We start from the raw sequence: 25531 nt of genomic DNA on the forward strand, positions 1-25531 counted from the left end.
GGGTCGCGCTCGCGGTGCCCGCGATGATCACCCTGTTCGGCGAGACCGCCGCCCCGAACCGGGCCGGTGGGATGGCGCTCAACGGATTCGTGCTGTTCCTCGGTGCCAGCGTCGGCCCACTCACTGCCTACCTGGGCTTGGACTTCCCGATCCTGCTCGTCAGTCTCGCCGCGCTCATGGTGCTCGCCGTCGCCAGCCTCACCGGGTTCGCCCGACTCACCCGCACGCCCGCTTCGGAGGTACCTGTATGACTCGCATCCTGATTCTCGGCGCGACCGGGCGCACCGGAGCCGCCATCCTCGCTCATCTCCCCGCAGGCATCGAGGCGACCGCTGCGCTGCGCGATCCGGCAGACACCACGCGGCTCGCCAAGACTGCTGCATCGCTGACCTCCACGGTCGTGAACATCGCTGAGAACGCCAGTCTCACGCAAGCAATGCACGGCATCGACGTCGTCATGAACGCGATCCGACTGCGTGAGGACATCGCCCCGACCGAACTCGTGGCCGTACATGATCGACTCATCGAGGCAAGCACCAAGGCCAACGGCGCTCCGGCCCGGATCGTCACGGTCGGCGGAGCAGGAGCACTCCGACTCCCTGGAGACAGACGGTTCTGGCAAGACCCCCGGTTCCCAGAACCCACACTGCCGCGCGGGAGAGCACACGCCATGCTGCGCGACCACCTCGAAGCGGGCAACGCAGGATCAGAATGGGCGTATCTGATCCCGCCGCCCGTCTACGAACCGGAGGGGCCGACGACAGCACGCTGGGAACGAGTCTCCCCTTCCACAGACGAGACTGCGTTCACCCGACAAGCGATCAGTTATGCCGACTTCGGAGCGGCAGTCGCGGAGACTTCCACCAAGGACGACACTCGCACGCAACTCATCGCATGGCCCAGTGAACTGACAGAAAAGCACCCGATGAGTGGATAGGCGCATCTCCCCGCCGTTGTCGGCTCGGACACGGACGACGCATCGACCTGTGGGCCTGGCGGCGTACAACGTTGTCCGGCTCGTTGTGATCCGTGACGGCACGGCCATCGTGTTCAGCGAGTTCGGACAGCAACCCGTCAGCTTTGGCGACGCGGTGCTGCTGGGGCCGAGCGTGCTGTTCGGCGTCGAACCCGAGGGGCGGGTCACCTATACGACGGTCTACATCGACACCGACATGGCGCTGGATCAGTTCTTCTGGCAACACTCCGCGATCTTGCACGACCGCCTCGACGCCCACGACTTCGCGGGAAAGGTGTACACCGAACCTGCCCAGGTACTGCACCTGGGCCGGGATCGAGCCGGGCGGTTGTTGCCGTGGCTGGACGAGCTGGTCGCCCTCACCGTCGAGGGCAAGTACCTGGAACGGTTCCATCGGATGCAGGCGCTCTGGTTCCTCATCACCGATGTGATCGCGCCGTGCATCCGCGTCTCGACGGTGCGGCTGACCCGGCTGCAACGTGCCCGCGCTCGCCCGTTCTCCGCTCGAAGTCGGGTGCCTGAACCGTTGCGTCGTGAGGCGATGCTGGTGCGCGACGCGCTGCACAGCCGGATCACGCACCCGTGGACGCTCGCGGAACTGGCAGCCCTGGTGCGGCTCTCTCCGAAGCACCTGGTGCGCGTGTTCACGGACACGTTCGGGAAGACCCCGACCGCCTACCTGGTGATGCTCCGCGTGCAAGAGATGGCGCGGCTCCTACGCGAGACGAACATCACCGTCACCGCCACCGGGCAGCGGGTGGGGTGGCGGAGCCGGTCGCGCGCGGTAGAAGCATCCACAGCGCACACCGGAGTGACACCGAGCCGCTACCGAGACATGCGCCCGCTCATGACCGACCTCCCATGACCGAGCCGGTCGCGCTGCCCGGCAAAGTGCCGGAGTGACCGGGAAACGCCCGGCCTGCTCGTCTCCTGCTTCGCCGCGACCGCCGGTGCTTGGTAGGCCGGTTCTTCCCCCTGGTTGCTCGGGGGTGGTCAGAGAAGGGAGGTCGTCATGTCGCTGCTACTCGAACGCCCGGCGACCACGCCGACCGGTCATGAGCCTACAAGGACGCCGCAGTCGCCGCACCCCGCGATAGTGCAGCCGGTCGAGCCGTGGAGTTGCGTCTATGTCACCAGCATCCGTCACCGTCGCATATTGGCGGCGACCGCCTATGACTGTGTGCGCTTCGTGGTCGTGCGCGACGGCTCGATCATCCTCACCGATGCCGATGCCGATGCCGATGCGGGCGGGTCGGCGTCGGTGGGTGATGTGGTGCTGGTCGCCCCGAACGTCGAGTTCGGGTACGAACCCGAGGGCACCGTCACGGTGAGGACAGTGGCAGTGGATACCGATTACTGGTCGAGCAGTTGTTCTGGCAGCACCTCGACGTGCTCGCGGACGGCGAAGCCGCACGCGACCTCGCAACTCACCTGTATCCCGATCCGGTGCAGGTGCTGCGCGTCGGAGAATCGCAGGCCGAACGGCTCGGGCCGATCCTCGATGAACTCGCCACACTCACCGGCGAAGACCAATCGCCGCGCGGCTACTTCCGTGCGTATGCGCTGCTGTTCACGGTGCTCGCCGCCATCGCGCCGCTGGTTCGTCACGCGCCGGTGGAGGTGCCGCCGCTGACCTCTCGGCAGCGGGCCGTGCGGGTCGCGCCTCCCCGGTGGCGGGAGTTCAAGCCGGTGCGCCGCGAGATTATGCGCACGGCGGCGCTCATGCAGAGCAACATCGCCAGGCAGTGGCCGCTCACCGAACTGGACGCGCACGCCTGCCTGTCGCCGAGTCAGCTCAATCGGGTGTTCAAGGACTCGTTCGGGGTGACGCCGCCGGTGTACCTGTCGATCCTGCGCGTACAGGAGATGGCGCGCCTGATCCGCGAAACCGATCTGCTCATCGGCACGATCACCGAACGGGTCGGCTGGTGCCACCACTGCGGGCAAGCCTCGCGCATCTTCCGCCGCTACATGGGCGTGACCCCCATCGAGTACCGGCGCTACGGCCCACCGTCCGCGAGCCGGGCGGGGCCGGGCGTCGGCATCGCCACCGCACGCGCCGACGACTCCCGTGGGAACGGGTGCGCACCTACCTACTGACACCTGCCCACACGACCGGAGGAACCCGACGATGAGCACCGCCACCACGCGACCGCGATACGCTCCGGCGCGCCTGCATGTCGGGGTGGGGGTGACGGTTCCGGCAAATTGCCGGAACCGTGCGACCAGGGCTTTTACTCCCGGCCGGGGTGGTTCCGTCGAATCGGCGGCACCACACTCGCGGGGCGACGGTCGGGGAAAATTTCCCACACCGTCCAGCCTGCGACCTCGGCCCGCTGTGCTGCTCGTTGTGGTTCTCGTGACGGTGGTGGCAAATTGGCACCACCGTCCGACCAGGAGTTTCGCCGTTGCCCCCGCGAACCAAGCCGCATCCGCTGCGACCTCACCGCGACCGTTCACGGTGGTGTCGAATCGCCACCACCGTCGGACCTGCGCTTTCGCTCCGCTCGGCTGGCCGTCACGGGCGCGAACGGTGCCGCAAAATTTGCGGCACCGTTGAGCCGGTTCACGAGGGTACCGAATCGGCACCCCCGTGACATACCCCGTTTGGGGTCGGTCGCAGGTAGCTCCCTGTGGATAAGTCTGCATATAGTACCTCAACTCGATGCCAGGTACTAGATGTACCCGGCCATGAGGTTGGTGGCGTTTCCGGTCTTGTGAAAGGGGAGAACCTCCGGGCTTAGTGGAGATGTCTGACGTCTTCACGAACTCGGAGGTTCTCGTGTCCCACCGTAATGCCCGCTTGACCGTGCACGGCAGGCTGCTCATCGTCCATCGTGCCGGTGCCGGGTGGAAGCAGGCGCATATCGCCGCGGCAATGGGCGTGTCCCGACGCTGCGTGAAGCGGTGGCTGGCCCGCTACCGCGCCGAGGGTGAAGCCGGTCTCTACGATCGCTCCTCGCGGCCTCACCACGTCGCCAACCGCACCCCCGATGCCAGGGCCGCGGCGGTGGTCGCGATCCGGAAGAAGGAACGAGTCGGCCGTGACGAGGTCGCGGCCCGCACCGGGGTGCCGGCGCGGACGGTGTCGCGCATCATCGCCCGGTCCGGGCTGCCTCGTCTGGTCGATCTGGACCCGATGACCGGGGAGCGGATCCGCGCGTCGAAGACCACAGCGGTCCGCTATGAACGCGAGCAGCCCGGCGAGCTGGTGCACATGGACGTGAAGAAGCTCGGTCGCATCCCCGACGGCGGCGGGTGGAAGGCGCACGGCAGAGCGATGGGCTCCACAGCCGCCCGGAAACAGACCGTCGTCGGCTACGACTACGTGCACTCCGTCGTCGACGACCACTCCCGGCTCGCATACTCCGAGGTCCTCCCCGACGAGAAGGGCCCGACCTGCGCCGCGTTCCTCGAACGCGCCATCGGCTACTTCGCCGCGCACGGCATCCCCCGCATCGAGCGGCTGATCACCGACAACGCCTGGGCCTACCGATGGTCGCTGCGCGGCGTCTGCGGCGCGCACGGCATCCGGCAGAAGTTCATCAAACCGCACTGCCCGTGGCAGAACGGCAAGGTGGAGAGGTTCAACCGGACCCTGCAAACCGAATGGGCCTACCGGCAACCGTTCACCTCGAACGACGACCGCACCGCAGCACTTGACCCCTGGCTCGAGCACTACAACACTGGACGACGCCACTCAGCCCTCGGAGGCAACCCCCCGATCAGCCGACTGCAACCAACGTCCTGACCCCGTACAACTAGATGTTGTGGTTTGCCTGTCGTACCTGTCTACATGGATACCTCGACGCAGACCACCACAACCACGCCCGAACCAGCCTCGACCGATGCCCCCGAACCACTCGGCGCACGCCTCGCGCGGGAGAGCCGCGCAGCGCAGGGCCTGCCTCCGGTCATCGCTGACCCACGGGTGCGTGAGCAACTGCAAGCCCTCTGCGGCCTGCCGAAGGCGCGGGGGCGTTAGGCGCGCCAGACGAACTCGACCCGATGTGCGAGAATCCCCGCCCGGTACACCTCACGGCGGGCATGAAACGCTTCGACGGTCTCATTGCGCCGCCTCGCCGGTGTCGCGCCGTTCATCCCCCTGGGCAGGGCGTGAACGAGGACGGCTTCAAGGACGAGACTGGCGGCCTGGTGCTGCCACATCGGGGTACGGTCGGCCCACTCCTGTGCGACGGTCGTCATATCAATCGACGGGCCAGTGTGCTCCGGCACCGTGGCGGCGTACTCGCGGCGGGTGCGTTCGATGCGTTCGGCGATCCGTGAGCGTTGCCGCACCCACATCGACTTGTCGATCAACCCGTCGTAGTAGTCATCATCGAGCCGGGCGAGGCGTTCCCGGTCGGCATCGAGCGTCGCGGCAAGCCCCACTCGTGCGGCCTGATCCGCGCCCGGAGACTGGCGCTTGGCGGGGTTGAGGGTGATCTGCTCGAACGTCGCGAGCACGGCTTCCTCCACGAGTTTGGTGAGGTCGCCGGAACGGATCGAGCGGTTGCACCCGCCCGGCACCTGTTGCACACACTGATACACCTGGCCGCGATGCAGCATGGCGCGTCCGCAGGTCGAGCAGCGGATCAGACCCGAGAACGGATACAGCCGTTTCGCCGCCCCACTGCCGGGCTGATGGAAGTTTCGGGCCTGCTTGCGGGCATCGAGCACATCGGAGACCTGCTGCCAGGTGTCCTCGTCCAAGATCGCGGGCCACGCGGCGGTCGTCTGCATCAGGGAGGTTTTCGACCGGGTGCCGTCCGGCAACAACGGTCGATACTCCCGTACCCCCTTGATCGAGGGGTTGCGCAGCACCAGTTTGAGTGTCCGATCCGACCACCGGCACCCGTGCGTCGTACGGATACCCCGCCGGTTCCAGTCGGTGAGAATCCGGTACAACGTCTCTCCGGCCAGCACCCGCCGCGCGGCTTCCCGCACCAACTCGGCAGCCTCGGGGTCGATCACGAGCGTGTGGTTCTCGGCGCGGTAGCCGAACGGCACCTGCCCACCATGCCAAGTGCCCTCGATGGCCTGCTGCTTCGCCGCCCGAGCGACACGGCGGGCGGTGTCGGCTGAGGACTTGTTCGCCATCGCGACCAGCACCCGCGCCATCGCCACATCAGAATCCGTATCCAACCTCAGCGAGCCGGTCACGGAGCGGACGCTGAAGCCGTTGAGTACCTTGGCGTCGATCAGGTCTTCCAAGTCTCTCGGGTCGCGCACCGCCCGATCCAGGTCGTAGGCGATCATCACCCCGGCGCGCTGCTCGCTGAGGTGCTTCAACATCGCGCGGAACTCCGGGCGCACCACGCGCCGCACCCGCTCACCCGTCGGGAGTGTGATCGTGCGCTGCTTGAACGCCGACGTGTCGTTCTCCCGGTACACCTGGGCGACTTCCCACCCGTGCGCTGCCGCATACGCCCGGCAGTCAGCTTCCTGCCGGTCAACACCGCGCTCGGTGCCCTCGGGATCATCACTGATCCGCACATACACCACCGCCCGCAACGACGGCGACGCCTGCGCCGTCGCCTGGTCGTTCGGCTCATTGCCTGCGGTTCGTTCCTGCTGATCGTGGCTCATCTCAGCCACCGCCTTCCTAGCTCTCATCGAGAGGTAGGTGCGTTTACAGAACCTCGGCTATCCCATTCATCCGCAATCTGCTTGAGTACACGCGTGGAGATGAGGATCCCGATTACATCAAGCTGACGTCGCTTCTGCACTGGAAGACTGATACGGCGTCAATAACTCATGCGGACCTCGACACGATTTTTAACAGGCTGTTTGCAACGTCCGGGCACTGGAACGACTCGGATAGCGCGGTCATTGACATGATCATGGATCAGGCTGATGCTTGCCTCGGCAATAGTGCCAGCCTGGATCTCTCGAATAAGATCACACTCTCGATTGCCATCCGAATCGCCGCCGAGAAGCACATGGTTGAAGCGATCAATGATGCCGAGTTCCGTGATGAAGTGCGTGCAAACCAAACACCGCAACTTTTGGCGCGGTACAAGAAGGACTTTCCGGCCGAGTTAGACGCCATTAGAACAATCGATGGTGTGGTCCTGATGACGCCGGAACATATACATGTGAACTCCTTCATGTACGAACCGATCCTCGACATGTCGGACGAACACCTTGCACGGCTACTTGATGAGGTAAAGTCTCTCAATTCGTAGTGCGACGTCTGGCGGCGGTCGTCACGCATCTGAACCACCCACAATTAGATCCAGGTGACCAAATCGAATGTGGTGGCGTCGGAACCTCTTGGAACGAGGTCCGCAGCATCCGTGGTGTGGATGTGATCGCATATTGGCGGTGTTCTGTCAGCAGTAGCTGGCAAGTAGGGTACACAACATGCACGGCCGAAAGGCGCTTTAGGCCACAGACAGAAGCAGGGGACTGCCCCCGGTTTGACTAGGCAGCGAGAGGCTATCGGGCAGAAGTTTACTGGCCTTCCATACTCGTAAAACCTAGACTTTCGAGAGTTTTGAAAGAAGCTTCGAGTATTTTATGATAAAGAAATCTGGTTCCCGGCGAGCCGAATAAAACATCTGTGAGTCTACTCCATGCTCTTCATCCAGTTCGAGTTCGTGGCGAATAGTTTTAATCTTAGCCTTAGGGACTTCTCGGCCGTCCCCTGTATTAGTGAAGTACGTATCAAGAGTGCGAGTCTTCTTGAATGGTGGGAGCCGCCTTTTTTCGACGACCGTCCGAGTGATCTTTAGCTTTTCCCCTCGATGTTGAAGAATTTCACAATCCTTCATGCGAAGGAGTTTATTTAATTCGCGCCATGTTACCGATCTCTCCTCTTTGCTAGCAGCCCTGCTATGGCGACAGACCCAATCAGTGATTGCCGCAGTTTCCCGATCGGCTACGTTGTCGTATGAGAAGCCTGCCGGCAGCAGGTCATGTGAGGCTACACGTAGCATCCACTTAAAGAGTTCCCCCTCCGTCGAATCCAAAACAAAGTTGTTTCGATCTAGAAAAACGAGCAAGCTTACCAGTGCGGTGCGTTTATTGCCGTTATAAAAAGCATGATTCTGAACTAGAGAATGAAGCAACGCAGCTCCCGCCGACTGTATTGTTGAGTATTTATATTGCCCTCCCATACTTGTAGCCGGCCTCGATACTGCACTTTCAAGCAAGGCCACGCTGCGAACACCCGGAGGGCTGATGGGATCGGCCGCCTCGGCAAAATCTCTCTCTAGTTCCTCGTGGATTCCTAGAACCTCTTCAGCGGTTAGAAACATGCTTGGCCGAACTGTGCCTTTAGCTGACCACTCGAATGGTTCAGCCGCCGGTTTCATTTCTGATTTTTTTTCTTCTCGACGCTGCTCCAAACGCATTGCGGTTTTATCTCGCCCAGACCTCATGTAGGTGTTCAAGCGTTTTATGGACCCTTCAGGCATGCTACTCGCATTGGCTTTGAGGCTAAATCCAAGTACCTGAAGGAGCTCTGCCAGCTCGTTTCTTTCAAGATCGTACTCATTGAGCCAGTAGGCTACGCGGCGTTGTTGGATTCCGCCGATCCCTACTGCCTTTTGCGCAGTTCGTGAATCAGCCTTTAAAATACGGGAGGCAGGGCTTTCGACATATTCGATACCGGCCGCCCATAGAGCGACAAGTGCACGTTCGGGATCCAAATTTGCGCGAGATGCCAAAGCTCCGACAGTCCATGATCGCTGGCTCATTCTTCTATCCTGCCATCGTTCGCTGATGTCAGTTTCAGAAGACGTCTGCACGGAATGTCAGAAGTCGTGTGCACTGCTCGCCGATGCGGATGTGTCCCGTCAGGCAGACATTCGGTGAAGGGCAGGGTCAGGAAGCGCAGCAGGAGAGTTTGGAGACATCCGTTGTATAGGACTGGGCGGCGATCTTGATCCCTTCGGCCATCGTCAGGTAGGGGCTCCAGAGGTTCGCGACCTGGTCCACGGTCATCCCGGCTTCCAGTATGTAGACGCCGGCGGCGGCGAGGTCTCCGGCGTCCTTGGCGACGGCGGTGATACCGACAATCCGTCTGGTCTCGGCGTCTGCGACGATCTTGATGAAGCCGCGGGTGTCCCTGTTCACCAAGGCCCGAGGCACGTACTCCAGGGGCAGGACCCGGCATTCGCACCGGATGCCGGCTTCGTTGGCTTCCTTGTCCGTCATTCCAACCGCGGCCAGAGCGGGGCTGGTGAAGGTGACCCGGGGAAGGTGCCGGTAGTCGACCTCGCGGCCGGCGTTGTTGAACGCGTTCTCCACCATCAGGGATCCGTGGGATGCTGCGACGTAGACGAATTCGCGGTGTCCGGTCACGTCCCCAGCGGCCCAGATCCGTCCATTGGAGCTGCCCAGCTGGTTATCGACCAGGATCTCGCCGCCATCTCCGGTCTTGACGCCGACCCCGGACAGGTTCAGCCCTTCCGTGACCGGCCGGCGTCCCGTGGCGACCAGCACCCTCGTGGCTCGGAATTCCTCCTGCCCGCCAGAGATGGTCGCGGTCGCGATGATCTCGCCTGTGGCCGGGTCCGTGCGCACGGAGGACACGGCCGCCCGGCGGACGACGCGGATCCCTTCGTCGGCGAAGATACCCATAAGGGCCCGGGAGGCCTCGGGTTCCTCCGCGGAGGCCAGGCGGGAGCGGACCAGGATGGTGACCTTGGACCCCAGACGGGCGAAGAGCTGGGCCTGTTCCAGGGCCACGTACCCGCCGCCGATGACCAGCAGAGACTCGGGGACCTCCTGGAGTTCCATCGCGGTGGTGGAGGTCAGGTATTCCGTGTCCGCCAGACCCTCGATCGGTGGCACCCATGGAGCGGAGCCGGTGGCCACCAGATAGTGCGCGGCCCTCACGGATTCCCGGGCACCGTCGCCTCCGGTGATTTCCAGGACGGGATCGTCCTGGGTGCCGGCGAAGACGGCATTGCCCTGGCGCAGCTCCCAGCCGTAGTCCGCGATCAGGTCCACGTACTTATCCGAACGCATCGTCTCCACCAGGAAACGTTTCCCGCCGATCAGCCCGGCCATGTCCACTTCCCCAGCTGAGGTGCTGATGCCGGGGAACCTGCCGGAAGCGTCCAGGGCAACATGCCTGGCCTCGGCCGCAGCTAGGAGCGCTTTGGAGGGAATGCAGCCCGTGTTCACACAGGTCCCGCCGACGGTGGAACGCTCAATCATCAGGACGCGTTTGCCAAGGTTGGTCGCCCGGATCGCCGCCGCGAACGCTGCGCCTCCAGAACCGATGACGGCCAGATCAAAATCAGGTGTTGGTTCAGACATGAAATCCTCCAAAGTCGTACAACAGCGCCGTTCTGAACTACCCGTAACGGTGCCTCGTGCATGGTTCTGCCCCCAAGTCTGCACCTTCCACCATGGGGGAAGGTCAAGAAACCCATCGCGCCCCTGGTCTGGGCCCCGAACCGCGGAGCCCCGAAGATGTGGTTTCCCCGCTCCGGGTTGCAGAACCGGCTTCCAATAGCACTTCTTTACCTTCCACTAAACTGGAAGGTAAGGGGAAGCCCCGGGATAAGAGGTACATGATGCGTATTGGCGAAACCGCCGCAGCCGCCGGAATGACGACGAAGACACTGCGGTTCTACGAGGACCGTGGCCTGTTGCCGGCCACCGACAGGGCACCGAACGGATACCGCGACTACCCCCACGAGACGGTCAGCCGGCTCGAATTTATCCGCCGCGGACGCACCGCCGGACTCACCCTGGCCCAGATCGGAGAGATCCTCGCCGTCCGGGACATCGGCCACGCCCCCTGCATACACGTGAAGGATCTGCTGGCCAAGCAGCTCCACGACCTCGACGCCCGGATCGCAGAACTCACCGCGCTGCGGGCGACCGTCGCCGAGTTCCATGAAGCGGCGGCCGCGGGAGACCCGGCAGCCTGCGATCCCGAACGCATCTGCAGCTACCTCTAATGAGAGCAACGCCTATTACTCCCTCTGCCCGCCGTACCCACCATTCCGCTGGCACCGCGTAGTAGTGCGGAGTCCTTCTTACAAACGAAGGATTCCGAGAAAGCATCGAATCGAGAATCCCTAGATCGATCGCTCATCGAAGTGGCGCGACGTCCTGCCGCGGAAAATTGGCTCGACGAAGAAGAATCTGCAACCCGCCCCCGTTCTCACAAATAGTTCTCGAATCTGTACAGTCGAACTAAGACCCCGAACCGAGTTTTGAGAAGAGAACACCCTCCATGACCACGCACCGCATCGGCTACGCCCGGGTTTCCACCCGGGACCAGAATCTGGACCTGCAGCGCGACGCCCTACAGAAGGCCGGATGCGACAAGATCTACAAAGACACGATCAGCGGCACCAAGTCCCAACGCCCCGGCCTCGACCAGGCGCTGGATAACCTGCGCAAAGGTGACACCCTGGTGGTGTGGAAGCTGGACCGCCTGGGCCGGAGCGTGAAAGACCTCCTGGATTTCGCCGGCGGACTGAACGACCGCGGCGTAGGATTCGTCAGCCTCACCGATGCAATCGACACCACCACGGTCTCCGGACGCTTCTTTTTCAACGTCATGGCTTCCCTGGCCCAGATGGAACGGGAACTCATGATCGAACGTACCCAGGCCGGCCTGCAGGCCGCTCGTGAACAAGGACGGGTCGGCGGCCGCAAACGCATCATGACGGATGCCAAGATCCGCTCAGCCCGAAAGCTCCTCCACCAGGGAACACCGCCCCGGGAGGTCGCCGACACCCTAGGAGTCTCCGTTCCCACCCTCTACCGATGGGTCCCGGCGACAGGCGCGACCGAGGCACCAAAGAAGTAGTTCCTGCAGGTTGGTGCAGGCGACTTCTGAAAAATGACTGCTGGTGCAGAGGACTATTGAGCAGAATGCACTTCCGTGCAGGGCACTTCTGACGTTTCAATGTCCATACTCGTCTGCACTACCCCGGAATTCCGCGGGCGCCCGTGCAGACAGCTACTGAAAACGACATTGTCGTTGACTGGACTGCTTGTAGCGAATACGAACAATTGCGGCACTGTTCAGGACGGCAAAGTAACACTAGAACTGCTGGCCTACCGCGTAACAAGTCGCTCACGAAAGGTCAGCCGCTGATGTATAGTTCAGTAGATGCTGACTACTGCCTCACGCTTGGACGTGATGAACCGACTCGGCCGTGCCATGGCCGATCCGACCCGCTCTCGGATCCTCATGATGCTGTTGGACGCACCGAGCTATCCCACTGCCCTTGCTGCCGACTTGGGCCTGACGCGTTCGAATGTGTCTAACCACCTCACTTGCCTCAGGGAATGTGGGATCGTCTCTGCTGCGCTTGAGGGCCGCCAGACACGGTACGACATCGCTGACCCTCATCTTGCCTCCGCGCTCACCGCGCTGGTCGATGTCACTCTCGCCGTGGATGAGAGCGCCCCCTGTATTGATCCTGCCTGTTCAGTTCCCGGGTGCTGCAACGCAGCAGCGGACGCATGATGCTGTCCTCGGTTCTGCAGGCGATTGGCCTGTTTGTCGCCACCAATATCGACGACATCATCGTGCTGTCATTGTTCTTCGCCCGCGGTGCCGGGCAACGGGGGACAACAGCCCGGATCCTCGCAGGCCAGTATCTGGGCTTCGCAGCCATCTTGGGTGCGGCCGTGCTCGTGTCGTTGGGGGCAGGGGCATTCCTGCCCCCGCAGGTCATCCCCTACTTCGGACTCATACCCCTATTCCTGGGGCTATGGGCCGCATGGCAAGCTTGGCGCGGGGATAATGACGATGACGACGAGGCGAAGGTTTCCGGCAAGAACGTGACCATGTGGACTGTCGCTGCGGTCACCTTCGCCAACGGTGGGGACAATATCGGCGTCTACGTGCCGGTCTTTCTCAGCGTAGGACCTGCCGCCGTCGTCGCCTATTGTGCTGTCTTCCTCGCGCTCGTCGCGGTCCTCGTCATGCTGGCAAAGTTCGTCGCCACCAGGCCGTCGATCGCCGAAATTCTAGAACGCTGGGAACACATCCTCTTCCCGATCGTCCTGATTGGTCTCGGTGTCGTCATCCTCGTCAGCGGCGGAGCCTTTGGACTCTAACAAGAGCAGGTCAGACACCCATGCCGCATGTTCGCCCCTCGTCATGGTTCAGCTCGAACCGCCAAACGAAGCTGCGAATAACCGCCATTCTTAGTTAACAGTCACACAGTCACACATATGGGATTTTTGTGGCCGGGGGAGTGGCGAAAAAGTGTCGCGGTGAAGGACCGGCTTACGGACCGTTCCAGATTGTTGTACTCACCAAAGTCCAGCAGGGCCCCATCAATCTTCGGTGCGAGGTCATTACTGACGCTGAGCTCAATCGCAGTGAGCTTGCGTCCTTCAACAGTGGGATCTGCGGCGTAATTCTCACGGTCCGCTTCTGGGACGGAGATGAAGGACAAGGTACTGAAAACCGGTTTCCGTGGAAGGCTGAGGGAAAAATACAGGCCCTGTGAACGGCAGCCTCCTGGCCCTTGGAAGCAGTGTAGGACGCCGCCAAAGACGTCGATCATTTCGAGCGCGTCCTGCGTGATGGAGAACGTTTGGCCCTGGGGGAGTGCGCCCTGAGCTGCGGCTTGTGGTGGGCGTGTCAATGTTGGCTTTCTGTTCGTGGGAGGACCTTTCCCTGTTTGGGTGAGACCACGTCGTTCGCCATTCAGCAACGGTGCTCTAAGGCACCCAGATCGGTAGGGCCTGCAGCGAAATGCCTTCTGTGGCCCGACGTTTCGGGATCTATCAGGTCAAGTTCATTCGTGTGCGGGTTCTCCTGTGACGCGGTGGTCGGCGTGGTTGAGGCCTTCCAGGACGAGTCGTGCCAGGTGGCCGTCGGTGATGCTGTAGACGATATTCCGGCTCTCTCTACGGGTGCTGACGAGCCCGGAGAATCGCAGCTTCGCCAGGTGCTGGCTGACTGAGGTTCGTGCTGCGCCGGTCTGTTCCACTAACGAGGTGACATCCGTCGGCCCGAGTGTGAGAAGCCACAAAATATGAAGCCGGGTCGGGTCGGCAAGCATCCGAAAGGTTGCAGCTCCGGTTTCCAGCCGCTCAGTATCAGGAGGGGAGGGGTGATGCAGGCTCGGCTCTGGGTGGATTTGGGGATCATTCACATCAGTGAGCCTTCTGTGTTGCCGGGGTTTCATCGGGGAACGCCTTCTGACCGTGGGGCCATAAACGCCAGGCAGTCAGTGTTCCCAGTGTAGCGAGCGCTGCGAGGACTGCGGCGGCTGTGGTCTGGCCTGCAGCGGCGCCTACCCAGCCAGCGATCGGGTAGGTGAGGATGAAGCAGGCATGGGAGAGGGAGAACTGTGCGGTGAATAAGTAGGAGCGGGTGCTATCGGTGGCCGTCCGGCGCAGAAGCCGGGCCGAGGGGGTGTTAATCATCGACGTTCCTGCACCCAGAATCACCCACACAACCAGTAGTAACGGCCAGGACTGTCCGGTCCAGGCAATCGCTGCGGCCGCAATAATCCCCAGCGGCACAATGATTCCGCCGAGGATCATCAAAGAACGATCCGAGACCCGGTCCAGCACCTTTGGTGCGGCGAGAGCGACGACCATCGAACCCGCACCGTAGCAAGCCAGAGCGAGTGCCAGATCCGTATTTGATCCTACGAATACATTCAGGGCAAAGATCACGGTGTTGACCAGGACCAGTGCTGTGGCGCAGGCGACGACAAGGTTCAGGGCCATCAGGCCGCGGAGGGAAGGTTCCCTCAGAAAGATTCGTGTTCCGAGTGTGGTCCGGTGCAGTAACGACCCTGACCGTTCAATGTCCGGTATTTGCGGCAGCCTGGTGGTGATGACCATGAGGGCAGAGAGCAGGAATCCTGCCATCGTGCCGATGAAGAGGTCGTGATAGGACATGAACGTCAGCAACGCCGCAGCGACCACTGGGCTCAGCAGCGATTCTAGATCGTAGGCCAGACGGGACAGTGATAGCGCCCGGGTGTAGTCCTTCTCCTTCGGCAGAACAACCGGGATGAGTGCCTGAAAGGCGGGGGTAAAAGTCGCCGACGCCGACTGCAGAACGAACACCAGCACGTAGATCTGCCAGATCTGATCAATGAAAGGCAGGCTCAGAGCAATGGCGGCGCGGACCAGGTCCGCCCCGACCAATACAGCTTTGCGCGGCAATCGCTCCACTAAGGCGGCCATGACCGGGGCGACGAACACGTACGCCAGCATCTTGATCGTCAGTGCCGTTCCTAGAACTGCGCCGGCTTGCCCGCCGGCCAGATCAAAGGCCAACAGGCCCAACGCCACCGTCAGAAGTCCTGTTCCCAGCAAAGCCACAACCTGCGCCGTGAACAGCTTCCGATAAGCAGTGACCCGAAGTACCTCAAGCATCGTCAACCCTTCCCATTGTGAAAACCAACCAGGTTCAATATACAGTACTCGTGCACACAGGTGCACGTAACGGAAGTACATGACTGACGCCTACGCTTTACTCAGACATCTAGTCATCCTCGGCACGGTCTGAATTGCCTGAATAGCGTCCGCTCTCGGGCAGATTTTTACGTGATTCAAAGGCATTGCTAGGAAGCGGGCCGGGGGGCGGCTTGCGGTGAGTTGGGCCGAAACTTTGGTTGAAGTGTCGCTGGTCAGTTTGCTTACGTTTCACTAGGGTGGTCCTCAGGTGAACAAGCCGGGAGGACTCATCACAGTTTCGGCACGGGGCAGAACGGGCATCACCGTCCAGACGGTGATGCGCCTCGTGTTGAGCTTTTCGCTGCTGGTCGCGTTCACTTCTTCAGGTGCCGCAGCTTTGTGCCTTCAGATGGAACAACACGGCCCCTCCCCAATGGCGGACCATGTGGTGGGTATGGATTCACATCGGCAGACTGGCGGCGCTCATACGCCAGTCACGACTGCGACACCAATGCATTCCCCGGCGGCGCAGACGTGTTGCCATCAACAGGTCAGTGCGACCGAAAGAGTGACCGCGCCGAAGCGTGCGCTACCGGCGGAGCAGGGCGTGGCCTTTCCAACGCGGCTGGAAATGCTTCCTGCTGATCACGGCTACCTGCCGCTGGGATTGTTTGATCCGGCTCTTGAGAAGCGCGATCATCTTCGGCCGTCGTTGACGGCTCTATCCATCAGTCGCACATAAACCGCTCTTCCTTTGGCATGCCGGTCAGAGGCCCGCCCTGTCGCCTGCCTCCAACCGATAGCACCGGCTCCTGGTCGCCGATCGGCGCCCAACTCCACAACAACAAACGAACAGCAGCTGACATGGATCAGTTGCACCCTGACTGAGGAGAAACCAATGACACATCACGTGACGTCAATGCTCGATACCTTCCCCAAGGACCTTGGGGGAGTGGATAAGGAAAAGCTCGCCGAATGCATCGAGGCTTGCTTCGAATGTGCCCAGACCTGCACCGCATGCGCGGATGCGTGCCTGAGCGAGGACATGGTCGCTGAGCTGACGAAGTGCATCCGCACCAACCTGGACTGTGCTGATATTTGCGCGACCACCGGCAACGTTTTGACCCGTCGCACCGGGTACAACGCGGATCTCACCCGGGCAGTGGTTGAAGCTTGCCGTGCAGCGTGCAAAGTCTGCGCGGATGAGTGTGAACAGCACGCCGAAATGCACGATCATTGCCGGGTCTGCGCCGAGGCGTGCCGGCGCTGTGAAAAGGCTTGCGAAGAACTGCTGTCTTCGCTGGCATAAAATCCTCCTCCTTTAACAGTGGCCCCAAGGAGCACTTCCCCTTCGATCTGAGCAACTTCTGGATGACGTTGTTAATGGACGGGGCGATGCCGATCGTCATGGTCGTAGGCATGTGGTCGGTGTTCAAGAACAAAAAAGCGAACATCACCATGCTTATCGGATTCCCCGTGCTCTTCTGGTTGGCCAGGAGTCAAACATCATGGATCAAGAAATAGTGGAACTGTGCGACGCGATCGTGGAGACCCAGCGAGAGGAAATCAGCCACATGCAATCGATCCTCGATCGATACGCATCCGAGTGACAAAAGAACACAAATGGTCGGGCGCTCTCTGAACTGGAGAGCGCCCCGTTCTTGCTCATCCTTGTTGTAGTGAACGGCGGCGCGGTAAGGGCCGGCCTTGACTTATACCCCTAGGGGGTATAGCTTGTGGGTACCGGAGCGGGAAGTCCGAGCCCATTATGGGCCGCTTACTCCCTGAGGGTCCGTAGGGCGGCTGCAGCCAACGTGAATGACAACGGGTGGCTACACCCGCTGATTCTCAAATGACCATTCCTCATACTTTGGAGACCTTATGTGCGGCACTTCTTCCGATCTGACCCTGACCGACACCTCATCTTCCGGATGCGCCTGCTGCGCACCCCAGGACAGCAACGCCACATCGGTTCCCGCAGCGGGCAGCATCAGCGCCAGCTTCGGTGTGGCCGGTTTGACCTGCGGGTCGTGCGCGTCCCGGGTAACCTCTGCAGTCGGCGAGATTGATGACGTTACCGACGTCCAGATTGATCTCGTTTCCGGCGGGACCTCCACGGTCACCGTCCTCAGTACCCAGGCGGTTCCCGCAGCAGCAGTACGCTCCGCGGTCGAGCAAGCCGGGTACCAGCTTTCTAACGCCTGATCTTTTCTCAGGTCCGGGACACGATCCCGTTTGACTGAAGGAGAAAAACCATGAAACACCATCACCACACGAATACCGATACCCACGGGCAGGCCACGCCCACGACGGAACCGACCCCCGCGTTGGATCCCGATCAACACGAAGACCATGGTCACCAGACCCCGCCCGGGGGCGCGGACCATGAAGTGCACTCCCACGGAGAACACGCGGGACACTCCACCGCAATGTTCAAGAACAAGTTCTGGTTGAGCCTGATCCTGGCTGTTCCGGTGGTGTTGTTCAGCCACATGTTCGCCACGATCGTCGGCTACACGCCACCGGATTTTCTGGGTGCCATGTGGATCTCACCCATCCTGGGCACCATCATCTTCTTCTACGGTGGAGCCCCGTTCCTCAAAGGTGGGGTGACTGAAATTAAGTCCCGACAACCGGGAATGATGTTGCTGATCGCGATGGCTATCAGCGTTGCGTTCATTGCTTCCTGGGTGACCACCCTGGGGATAGGGGATTTCAACCTGGACTTCTGGTGGGAGCTGGCTCTGCTGGTGGTCATCATGTTGTTGGGGCACTGGATGGAAATGCGTGCCCTCGGATCCGCTGCGGGTGCCTTGGATGCGTTGGCTGCGCTTCTGCCCGATGAGGCAGATAAGGTCACCGACGCGGGAATCGAGACAGTCCCCGTGAGCTCGCTGGCCACCGGCGACGTCGTCCTGGTCCGATCGGGCTCCCGGGTACCCGCGGATGGTGAAATTGTTGATGGGGCGGCCGAGTTCGATGAGGCGATGATCACCGGTGAATCCCGCACCGTGCAACGCACTGTCGGCGAGGTAGTGGTCGCGGGCACGGTGGCGACCGACAACGCGGTCCGGGTGCGGGTGACCGCCGTCGGCGCCGATACTACCCTGGCAGGGATTCAGCGCCTGGTCGCTGAGGCGCAAGCCTCGTCGTCGAAAGCCCAGGCCCTTGCTGACAGGGCCGCTGCGCTGCTGTTCTACTTCGCACTGGGCGCGGGCATCATCACGTTCATCGCGTGGATCCTGCTGGGCAGCCCCGATGATGCGGTCATCCGCACCGTGACGGTTCTGGTGATCGCCTGCCCGCACGCCCTTGGTTTGGCTATTCCGCTGGTGATCGCCATTTCGACGGAGCGCGCTGCGAAAGCGGGTGTGTTGATCAAGAACAGGATGGCGTTGGAGCGTATGCGCACCATCGACATAGTGTTGTTCGACAAGACCGGGACGCTCACCGAAGGCCGGCATGCAGTCACCGCCACCGTCACATCCGGGACAGTGACTAACGCGGAAATGTTGGCGTTGGCCGGAGCGGCCGAGTCCGACAGCGAACACCCGGTTGCCCGGGCCATCGTCAAGGCTGCCATGGACACACCGGAATCGACGGCGTTCGGCTATCGCGGCAGCGGCTTTTCTTCGATGACAGGCCGGGGTGTCCGGGCGACAGTTAACGAGACCGAGGTCATCGTTGGCGGCCCTAACATGCTCAAGGAACTTCAGCTGGAGACACCTGCGGACATGAGGAATACCGTCCAGGAATGGGTCGGCCGCGGCGCCTCTGTGCTGCATGTGGTCCGCGACGGCCAAGTGATTGGTGCCGTGCGGCTCGAGGACCGGGTGAGGGATGAATCCCGTGCCGCCGTGAAAGCGCTGCAGGCCCGGGGTGTCAAGGTCGCCATGATCACCGGGGACGCACGCCAGGTGGCGGACGCGGTCGGGGCTGAACTCGGTATCGATGAAGTCTTCGCTGACGTGTTGCCGCAGGATAAGGACTCCAAGGTCGCAGAGTTGCAGGCTCGCGGATTGAAAGTGGCGATGGTCGGCGACGGCGTGAATGACGCCCCCGCGCTGGCCCGGGCAGAGGTGGGCATCGCTATTGGTGCCGGGACCGATGTCGCAATGGAATCAGCGGGCGTGGTGCTGGCGGGCAATGATCCACGATCAGTCCTGGCGATGATCGACTTGTCCAGGGCTAGTTACCGGAAGATGATTCAGAACCTGGTGTGGGCGACGGGATACAACCTGATTGCTGTGCCCCTGGCCGCTGGCGTGTTGGCCTTCGCCGGTTTCGTGCTCTCGCCCGCAGCGGGAGCGGTACTGATGAGTGTCTCCACTATTGTGGTCGCCCTGAACGCGCAGTTGCTGCGCAGGATCGACCTCAGTCCCGAACGTTTCACCACCACCTAGCGGAGTGAGGAGACTCCCGGCGTCATCCTCCGGATTGGAGGACGAGGCCGGGAGTTCACTAGGCTGGAGACAATCAACGGACATGAAAGGGTAACGGTAGTGGCAGGCACGACCAGGCAACGGGCAGCGCTCGATCTGTCGCGGTCAGCCCTCACCTTTTTGGGCTTCGTCGCCATCATCGTCGGGATCCTCGCGATGCACGTATGGATGGGGGGCCACGGCTCCACAGCCCACGGTTCTCCGGCGCAGAGCGGCTCCGCTCACGGCACTGCCGTCGCAGCGAGCCAGACGACATCGGATATCGGATCCCCGTCGTCTATGGGTGCGCACCCGGTTCAGATTAATGATGCCTACGTTGTTGATTTTCAGGGAAGCACCGGTGACGCGGCACAAGGTTGCGTAGGGTCTTGTGGGGATGACGGCATGGCACTTGGTATGTGTCTCCTGGCCGTTATCGTCGTTGTCGGGCTGGCATTCCTGGTACGTTCCGGCCGGTTCGTTCCAGGGTCCGTGCTTCTCCGGGGACCGCCGCTGATCCGCTTACGACCCCTATCGATCCCTGTCCCTTCTCTGATCCACCTCTGTATCAGCCGGACATAAAACACCGGCTCCCCGCCAACTCGGTGCGCTTGAGCGTTACGGCTCCCACCTCGAAGGCATGCTTGTGCCCGCAGGCGGGCATCACTACAGACTTTCATCAGATGAATTCAAAGGATCAGATCACTATGAAGCGTTACCTTTCCCTTTCTGCACTGAGCGTTGCAGCTGTTATCACCCTCGCGGGGTGTGGAAGTGACAACAAACCTGCTACCCCGGCGGTCGAACCACCGGCTTCCACCCAAGAAACAACCACCCCTACGGAATCAGGTGCTGAGGTGTCCGCCGAGCACAACGACGCGGACGTCATGTTCGCCCAGATGATGATTCCCCACCACCAACAGGCGGTGAAAATGAGCGAGATGATGCTCACCAAGGAGGACGTCAGCCCTGACGTCCTTGATCTGGCCACCCAGATCAAGGATGCGCAGGGTCCTGAGATCGAGACCATGACCAGCTGGTTGGAGGCTTGGGACCGGCCGATTATGCCTGAAGGTGGCATGGAGGGCCACGACATGGGATCCATGGGTGGCATGGACGGAATGATGGACGACGATCAGATGGCCGACCTGGAATCCGCCGAAGGCGATGACGCGGCCCGGATGTTCCTGGAATCCATGACCGAACACCACAACGGTGCAGTGGACATGGCGCAGGAAGAAATCGATAACGGCGAGAACCCTGACGCGATCGCCCTCGCCGAGACCATTGTGGAAACCCAGCAGGCCGAAATCCAGGAAATGGAAGCGCTACTCGCCGAACTCTAACCTGGCGCTGATTCATTGCGGGGGAGGGCCAGACACCCTGGCCCTCCCACCCTGTCCCTTTCTTTTGTGAACCCAAAGGATCATCCCCGTGCCTCGTCCCCAAATTCTCGTCCCACGCCCGTATCGGGTTACTCGGATGGCTGCCCTCACCGTCGGTCTCCTAATCGTCACAGCCTGTTCCCCGCAAGTCCCACAGGGCTCGGACACCAGCGAACCCTCTGATTTTTCCGCCAGCGCGCAAGATTATCCCGCCGGCCATATCCATGGCATGAGTGTGGACCCAGGCTCAAATCGGGTGCTGCTCGCTACCCACGACGGGCTGTTCGACGTCTCAGAGTCGCCGGCAATCCAGATCGGACCGACCATCGATCTGATGGGTTTCACCACGGCAGGGAACGGCGAATTTTATGCTTCGGGTCATCCCGGCCCGGGTACAGATCTCCCCGACCCGGTCGGCTTAATTCGATCCACCGATCAAGGAAAGACCTGGCAACCACTGTCCCTACAGGGCGAATCCGACTTCCATGCCCTCGCTGCCACCGATGGTGGGATAGTGGGATTTGACGGTCAGCTCAGGATTAGCGCCGACGGGACGACCTGGGAATCCGTTGATGAACAGCTTCCGGCTTTCAATCTGGCCGCAACACCCCGAGACAGTATTGTTCTGGCAACCACCGAAGAAGGCCTGCAACGCTCCACCGACGACGGTGAAACGTGGGTCGCAGTGGCCGGCGCACCCCTACTGATGCTCACCGCACTTTCTGAAGGGAAAGCCGTCGGGGTTACCCCGGATGGCCGGATCCATACCAGTGTTGACGCTGGTCTGACGTGGGTTGAACAGGGAACAGTTCCCGGCGAGGCAGCGGCGATCGCAACTCAGCTGCTTGACGACTCCACACTGCGGATCTGGGTCGCGACCGAGGACAGTGTTCAGGTCTCCAACGACAACGGGCAAACGTTCACGGACATCAAATCGAACCACCAGTAACCGAGTAAAGCTTAAAAGCGTTACTTTTCACGCCAACCCACCGAATTTATCCGAGCCGGTCCGGGAGCGTGGAGAGGTTTACTTGCTGTTGTTGTCATCCGGTGAAGACGTGGATGAAGCGGAAAAAGATGGACGCTCCTACGGCGATGTAGATGATTGCGATGAGGGTTGTTGCCCATGCTGCGCACCATCGGGTCAATGCTGTGGGCACAGGGATGATGCCGTGGATCATATTGCGGATGGTGAGGAGAACGAACAGGGGAATCATCGCCGCCCAAACGATGATGCAGTAGAGGCACAGGATGTAGATCTCAAAGAGTGCCTGGCTCCATAGCCAGGTCACGAAGATCGTTCCGAGCGTGACCCCTATCTGAAGGCCGGCCCAGTACCAGCGATGAAAGCGGGCTCCGGAGAGGATGGCCATAGCGGTGGTAATAACTACGGTGAATGCGACGATGCCGATGAGGGGATTGGGGAATCCAAACAGTTCGGATTGCCAGGTTTGCATGACCCTCCCGCAGGAAACCCATGGATTCAGGTCGCAGCTGGTGACCCGGTCAGGGTCCTGATAGAGGGCGAGCCGTTCCAGAACAAGGATAGCGGCCGCTAACCACCCAATAATTCCTGTTGTAAGGAGCAGGAAGGCAAACGGTTTCTGCCTGGCGAACATGGGCAGGGGTGCTGGCGTGAGTGGGGTCGAAGCCGTTTGCGGGGCGGGCATGTCCATCAGGGGTGTCCTTGGAATAGGGGCCGGGGTAAGCAAGCTGGCAGAGGACTTGGGCTTGTGGATCGGTTATACGGGGGTGGTGAAGGTTCCTGCGAGGTTTTGAAGTTGGTAGATCCAGCTCATCCAGATTCCGGAGAGCATCAGCACGCCGACCAGGATGAGGAGAGACCCGCCGGCGATGTTGAATCCCCTGATGTGGCGGCGAACAAAGCCCAGCGCTGTAGTTACCCAATTGAGCCCCATGGCGACCAGGATGAAGGGAATCCCCAGGCCCAGGCAGTACACGAAGCCGAGGAGTGCCCCCCGCCAGGCAACACCGGTGGTGGTGCTGAGGGCTAGCACGGCGCTGAGGGTTGGGCCCATGCAGGGGGTCCAACCCAGACCGAAGACAATCCCTAGTACCGGTGCGCCGGCGAGGCCGACTTTCGGTTTGAAGGAAAGCTTTTTGGTCTGTTGCAGGAAGGAGAACTGTCCGACCAGGACCAGTCCCATGACGATGACGAAGAGGCCCAGGACTTGGATGAGCTGGTCTTGCCAGCGCAGCATCCAGCCCCCGATGATTCCGAAGGCCGCCCCGTACAGGGTGAAGACCAGGGCGAAGCCGAGGATGAACAATCCTACCCCAGTGACGACGCGTCTTTTATTGTCTGGGCGGGTCGGATCGGCTAGTCCAGAGACATAGCCTAGGTAGCCGGGGACCAACGGCAGGATGCAGGGCGAAAGAAAGGACACCACGCCAGCAATGAGCGCCAGCGGGACCGCGATGAGCAGGGCCCCGGATTGCACCATCTCGGCGAAGTACCCACCAATAGTCACGTTCCTACCCTCGTGCCAGTGTCTACAACCTCAGGGGCGCACGATCCTTGCGACCGGGCGAAGGCCCCACAGTGGGGTGCATGTTTTGACTGATACGCATGAGGATCGGCGCAGAGGGTGGGGTATGCCATTACTCGTTGATAGCGGCTTCGATGAGCTGGCGAAGTTCGTCTTCTCCGGCTGGTTGGATCATCTCACCATCGAGGAAGAAGGTGGGCGTACCTTCCACCCCCAGTGCCAGGCCGTCGTTCTTGTCCTGGGCGATTCGGGAAGCGGTGGCAGGGTCCTCTACTGATGCATCGTAGGCGTTCATGTCGAGGCCGAGCTGTTCAGCGTAGGTGCGGAACACCGGGGAGCGGTCTTCTGCTGTGTGACTCCACTCGGTTTGTTTCTCATACATGAGCGAGTGCATTTCCTTGAACTTGCCCTGCTGGGCTGCCGCTTCCACAGCGGTAGCAGCGGTCTCGGAATTGGGGTGGCCAGGCAACGGGAAGTACCGGGTCGCAATGGTGAGCTCATCCGCATACTCAGCAGCAAGGTCCTCCACCACGGGGTACGCGGCAAGGCAGGCTTCGCACTCGAAGTCCAGGAACTCTACGAGGACCGCTTTTTCATTCGGCGCCTCCGAGAGCCGGTGGCTGTTCTCGAGAATCACTTCGACGTCCTGGGAGGCGGCAGCTTCAGAGGCGTCATTGTTGTTGTTCGTGATCAGCATGAAAACGACTACCGCCAGAACAGCCGCTGCGAGGAGGCCGAGCGCGATCTTGTTTTGAATGGTCATGCCGGAGGGTGCGGGTCGATCAGGCAAGAAGAAGTCTCCTCAAGGTCGTAAACGGTGCAAGGAAGGATGCGCCGGGACAGTGTTGGCGTGATTTATGGCTGGTGCAGTTCCTACAACGGCCTGTGGCTCTATTGGTCCTCATCCCCGGGTGTGCGATGGTGTGCTGCTTCCATGGCGCGAGCCCCGGCACGGGCAGACATGAAAGAAGGGGGTAAAGTCTTCATGCCTCTATAGTACAGAGAGCTATGTATTCATAGATCCCTGTACCACGGTGACGCAGCTCACCACAAAATGCGGGCCCTCGGCTTACCTCAAGGGTTAGGAGGGTTCATTGTCTTTCCTTCGACTGCTCGGGTGCAGTTCGGCTTCATCGACGTTAGGTGTATTTACTCATGCGGGTGGAATTGCGGCACAGCAAAGGTTCCGCCTTGGCTTCAACGCTCAAGGAAAGAACCGAACGGGTCCTGATCGATGTTGCACCCTACGAGCACATCGACATGATCGGCGCCAAGACAAAGGTGGAACCCCAAACCCCCACGACGCCTATCCTGCAGGTCGAGGGCGTCCCAGTTTCACCTTCACAAAACCGGGCTTCCGAAAAATCCGATCTGAGGGATCCAGAATTTCCGATGATCCCCTCAGAAGGGGAGATTCGCGTGGCCCTCACATCAGCTGCTCTCATCGCTGGCCCCGAGTCTATTCGGTTGCCGCTGCGGCACCGCCGCTTCATTATGGTGGGAGCGTTACTGATCCTCACCGGCGGTGTACTCGGGCTGCTTCTCACCTGGGGATCGGCGATCACAGCACTGGGAGTCGCACTGCTGCCGGTCGGATTCGCCAGCAATGGACGACGTCTCGGCCCGCAGCCCCTGATGATCGCAGCAGGAGCTGGCGCCCTGGGGTGGTTAGTTTTCACTCTTTGGTACTGGGCACCACTACTTCTGGGGTCAACAGAACCCGCCGTTAGCCCGCCGCAAACAGTTTTCTGGTTAGGTGCCGTGTTCTTCGGTGCGGCCTGGCTAGTCGCACTGCGCGCGGCGCTGGTTCGGCGCACGCTCCGTCAGGATCTGCGCAGTTACCTGGCTAGGGCGGTCCAAGACTCTTAGCCCGATTCTTCGACT

27 protein-coding genes are annotated in these 25531 nt (G+C 61.2%); 18 read left to right on the forward strand and 9 right to left on the reverse strand.

The window, feature by feature from the left end:
- The first annotated feature begins 23 nt into the window (after window positions 1–23).
- The 6 genes from K728_RS21450 to K728_RS20950 all read left to right on the forward strand — a co-directional run bounded on the left by K728_RS21450 (window position 24) and on the right by K728_RS20950 (window position 4961).
- The gene (locus K728_RS21450; RefSeq protein ID WP_197425747.1) at window positions 24–251 is read left to right on the forward strand and encodes a hypothetical protein; all 228 of its coding nucleotides are present in this window, start codon (window positions 24–26) and stop codon (window positions 249–251) included.
- On the forward strand, window positions 248–937 hold the full coding sequence (locus K728_RS0110655; protein WP_024476688.1) for an NAD(P)-dependent oxidoreductase: 690 nt from the start codon (window positions 248–250) through the stop codon (window positions 935–937). Before K728_RS21450 ends, K728_RS0110655 begins: the two co-directional genes overlap by 4 nt.
- Entirely contained in the window at window positions 930–1841 is a 912-nt protein-coding gene (locus tag K728_RS0110660) for a helix-turn-helix transcriptional regulator (protein WP_217266265.1), read from the forward strand. Before K728_RS0110655 ends, K728_RS0110660 begins: the two co-directional genes overlap by 8 nt.
- A gap of 503 nt (window positions 1842–2344) precedes the next feature.
- Window positions 2345–3076 carry a helix-turn-helix transcriptional regulator gene (locus K728_RS19145; RefSeq protein WP_051317669.1) on the forward strand — a complete coding sequence of 244 codons (732 nt, stop codon included), beginning with the start codon at window positions 2345–2347 and terminating at the stop codon, window positions 3074–3076.
- A 682-nt stretch (window positions 3077–3758) separates the two neighbouring features.
- The gene (locus K728_RS0110670) at window positions 3759–4727 is read left to right on the forward strand and encodes an IS481 family transposase (RefSeq protein ID WP_156911286.1); all 969 of its coding nucleotides are present in this window, start codon (window positions 3759–3761) and stop codon (window positions 4725–4727) included.
- A gap of 24 nt (window positions 4728–4751) precedes the next feature.
- Entirely contained in the window at window positions 4752–4961 is a 210-nt protein-coding gene (locus tag K728_RS20950; RefSeq protein WP_146070922.1) for a hypothetical protein, read from the forward strand.
- Here K728_RS20950 and K728_RS0110680 read toward each other — a convergent pair.
- A complete protein-coding gene (locus tag K728_RS0110680; RefSeq protein ID WP_237742129.1) occupies window positions 4958–6592 on the reverse strand; it encodes a recombinase family protein in 1635 nt (544 codons plus the stop codon). The two genes, K728_RS20950 and K728_RS0110680, sit on opposite strands and share 4 nt — an antisense overlap.
- Before the next feature lie 221 nt (window positions 6593–6813).
- Here K728_RS0110680 and K728_RS0110685 point away from each other — a divergent pair, with 221 nt between their 5' ends.
- A complete protein-coding gene (locus tag K728_RS0110685; protein ID WP_024476693.1) occupies window positions 6814–7164 on the forward strand; it encodes a hypothetical protein in 351 nt (116 codons plus the stop codon).
- Between the two features lie 294 nt (window positions 7165–7458).
- Here K728_RS0110685 and K728_RS20630 read toward each other — a convergent pair whose 3' ends face one another.
- Both K728_RS20630 and merA read right to left on the reverse strand, forming a co-directional pair.
- Window positions 7459–8679: a type II toxin-antitoxin system death-on-curing family toxin gene (locus tag K728_RS20630; RefSeq protein WP_084442875.1), complete on the reverse strand. Its 1221-nt coding sequence runs from the start codon at window positions 8677–8679 to the stop codon at window positions 7459–7461.
- Window positions 8680–8806: 127 nt separating this feature from the next.
- Window positions 8807–10249: a mercury(II) reductase gene (gene merA / locus K728_RS0110690; protein ID WP_024476694.1), complete on the reverse strand. Its 1443-nt coding sequence runs from the start codon at window positions 10247–10249 to the stop codon at window positions 8807–8809.
- Between the two features lie 260 nt (window positions 10250–10509).
- On the opposite strand from merA, the gene K728_RS0110695 reads away from it, so the two are divergent.
- The 4 genes from K728_RS0110695 (at window position 10510) to K728_RS0110710 (ending at window position 13021) form a co-directional block, all read left to right on the forward strand.
- Window positions 10510–10899 (forward strand): heavy metal-responsive transcriptional regulator, encoded by a 390-nt coding sequence (locus K728_RS0110695; protein ID WP_024476695.1) that lies wholly within the window; start codon window positions 10510–10512, stop codon window positions 10897–10899.
- 278 nt (window positions 10900–11177) lie between these two features.
- Complete coding sequence (locus K728_RS0110700) at window positions 11178–11759, forward strand: recombinase family protein (protein ID WP_024476696.1); 582 nt, start codon at window positions 11178–11180, stop codon at window positions 11757–11759.
- Between the two features lie 306 nt (window positions 11760–12065).
- A complete protein-coding gene (cmtR, locus tag K728_RS0110705; protein ID WP_024476697.1) occupies window positions 12066–12425 on the forward strand; it encodes a Cd(II)/Pb(II)-sensing metalloregulatory transcriptional regulator CmtR in 360 nt (119 codons plus the stop codon).
- Entirely contained in the window at window positions 12422–13021 is a 600-nt protein-coding gene (locus K728_RS0110710) for a cadmium resistance transporter (protein WP_024476698.1), read from the forward strand. Before cmtR ends, K728_RS0110710 begins: the two co-directional genes overlap by 4 nt.
- A gap of 101 nt (window positions 13022–13122) precedes the next feature.
- Here the strand turns inward: K728_RS0110710 and K728_RS19150 are convergent, their stop codons facing one another.
- The 3 genes from K728_RS19150 to K728_RS0110725 all read right to left on the reverse strand — a co-directional run bounded on the left by K728_RS19150 (window position 13123) and on the right by K728_RS0110725 (window position 15310).
- A complete protein-coding gene (locus K728_RS19150; RefSeq protein WP_024476699.1) occupies window positions 13123–13557 on the reverse strand; it encodes a hypothetical protein in 435 nt (144 codons plus the stop codon).
- A gap of 153 nt (window positions 13558–13710) precedes the next feature.
- Window positions 13711–14070 (reverse strand): ArsR/SmtB family transcription factor, encoded by a 360-nt coding sequence (locus K728_RS0110720; protein WP_024476700.1) that lies wholly within the window; start codon window positions 14068–14070, stop codon window positions 13711–13713.
- Window position 14071: 1 nt separating this feature from the next.
- Complete coding sequence (locus K728_RS0110725; RefSeq protein ID WP_024476701.1) at window positions 14072–15310, reverse strand: MFS transporter; 1239 nt, start codon at window positions 15308–15310, stop codon at window positions 14072–14074.
- 289 nt (window positions 15311–15599) lie between these two features.
- Here K728_RS0110725 and K728_RS20955 point away from each other — a divergent pair, with 289 nt between their 5' ends.
- The 6 genes from K728_RS20955 (at window position 15600) to K728_RS0110775 (ending at window position 22086) form a co-directional block, all read left to right on the forward strand.
- Complete coding sequence (locus tag K728_RS20955; RefSeq protein ID WP_156911282.1) at window positions 15600–16073, forward strand: hypothetical protein; 474 nt, start codon at window positions 15600–15602, stop codon at window positions 16071–16073.
- Window positions 16074–16229: 156 nt separating this feature from the next.
- Window positions 16230–16640: a four-helix bundle copper-binding protein gene (locus K728_RS20635; protein ID WP_084442876.1), complete on the forward strand. Its 411-nt coding sequence runs from the start codon at window positions 16230–16232 to the stop codon at window positions 16638–16640.
- A 572-nt stretch (window positions 16641–17212) separates the two neighbouring features.
- Window positions 17213–17536: a heavy-metal-associated domain-containing protein gene (locus K728_RS0110755; protein ID WP_024476704.1), complete on the forward strand. Its 324-nt coding sequence runs from the start codon at window positions 17213–17215 to the stop codon at window positions 17534–17536.
- A gap of 50 nt (window positions 17537–17586) precedes the next feature.
- A complete protein-coding gene (locus K728_RS0110760; protein ID WP_024476705.1) occupies window positions 17587–19734 on the forward strand; it encodes a heavy metal translocating P-type ATPase in 2148 nt (715 codons plus the stop codon).
- Window positions 19735–20459: 725 nt separating this feature from the next.
- Window positions 20460–21098 (forward strand): DUF305 domain-containing protein, encoded by a 639-nt coding sequence (locus tag K728_RS0110770; protein ID WP_024476707.1) that lies wholly within the window; start codon window positions 20460–20462, stop codon window positions 21096–21098.
- A 136-nt stretch (window positions 21099–21234) separates the two neighbouring features.
- Entirely contained in the window at window positions 21235–22086 is an 852-nt protein-coding gene (locus K728_RS0110775) for a F510_1955 family glycosylhydrolase (RefSeq protein ID WP_024476708.1), read from the forward strand.
- Window positions 22087–22180: 94 nt separating this feature from the next.
- Here the strand turns inward: K728_RS0110775 and K728_RS0110780 are convergent, their stop codons facing one another.
- From K728_RS0110780 to K728_RS0110790, 3 genes are all read right to left on the reverse strand, one after another.
- Window positions 22181–22807 (reverse strand): vitamin K epoxide reductase family protein, encoded by a 627-nt coding sequence (locus K728_RS0110780; RefSeq protein ID WP_051317675.1) that lies wholly within the window; start codon window positions 22805–22807, stop codon window positions 22181–22183.
- A gap of 72 nt (window positions 22808–22879) precedes the next feature.
- Window positions 22880–23629: a cytochrome c biogenesis CcdA family protein gene (locus K728_RS0110785; protein ID WP_024476710.1), complete on the reverse strand. Its 750-nt coding sequence runs from the start codon at window positions 23627–23629 to the stop codon at window positions 22880–22882.
- A 130-nt stretch (window positions 23630–23759) separates the two neighbouring features.
- On the reverse strand, window positions 23760–24437 hold the full coding sequence (locus K728_RS0110790) for a DsbA family protein (protein ID WP_237742130.1): 678 nt from the start codon (window positions 24435–24437) through the stop codon (window positions 23760–23762).
- A gap of 401 nt (window positions 24438–24838) precedes the next feature.
- Between K728_RS0110790 and K728_RS0110795 the strand changes: the two genes are divergently transcribed.
- A complete protein-coding gene (locus K728_RS0110795; protein ID WP_156911284.1) occupies window positions 24839–25516 on the forward strand; it encodes a hypothetical protein in 678 nt (225 codons plus the stop codon).
- Window positions 25517–25531 lie beyond the last annotated feature (15 nt).

The sequence above is a fragment of the Arthrobacter sp. CAL618 genome (assembly GCF_000468215.1).
GTDB lineage: Bacteria > Actinomycetota > Actinomycetes > Actinomycetales > Micrococcaceae > Arthrobacter_D.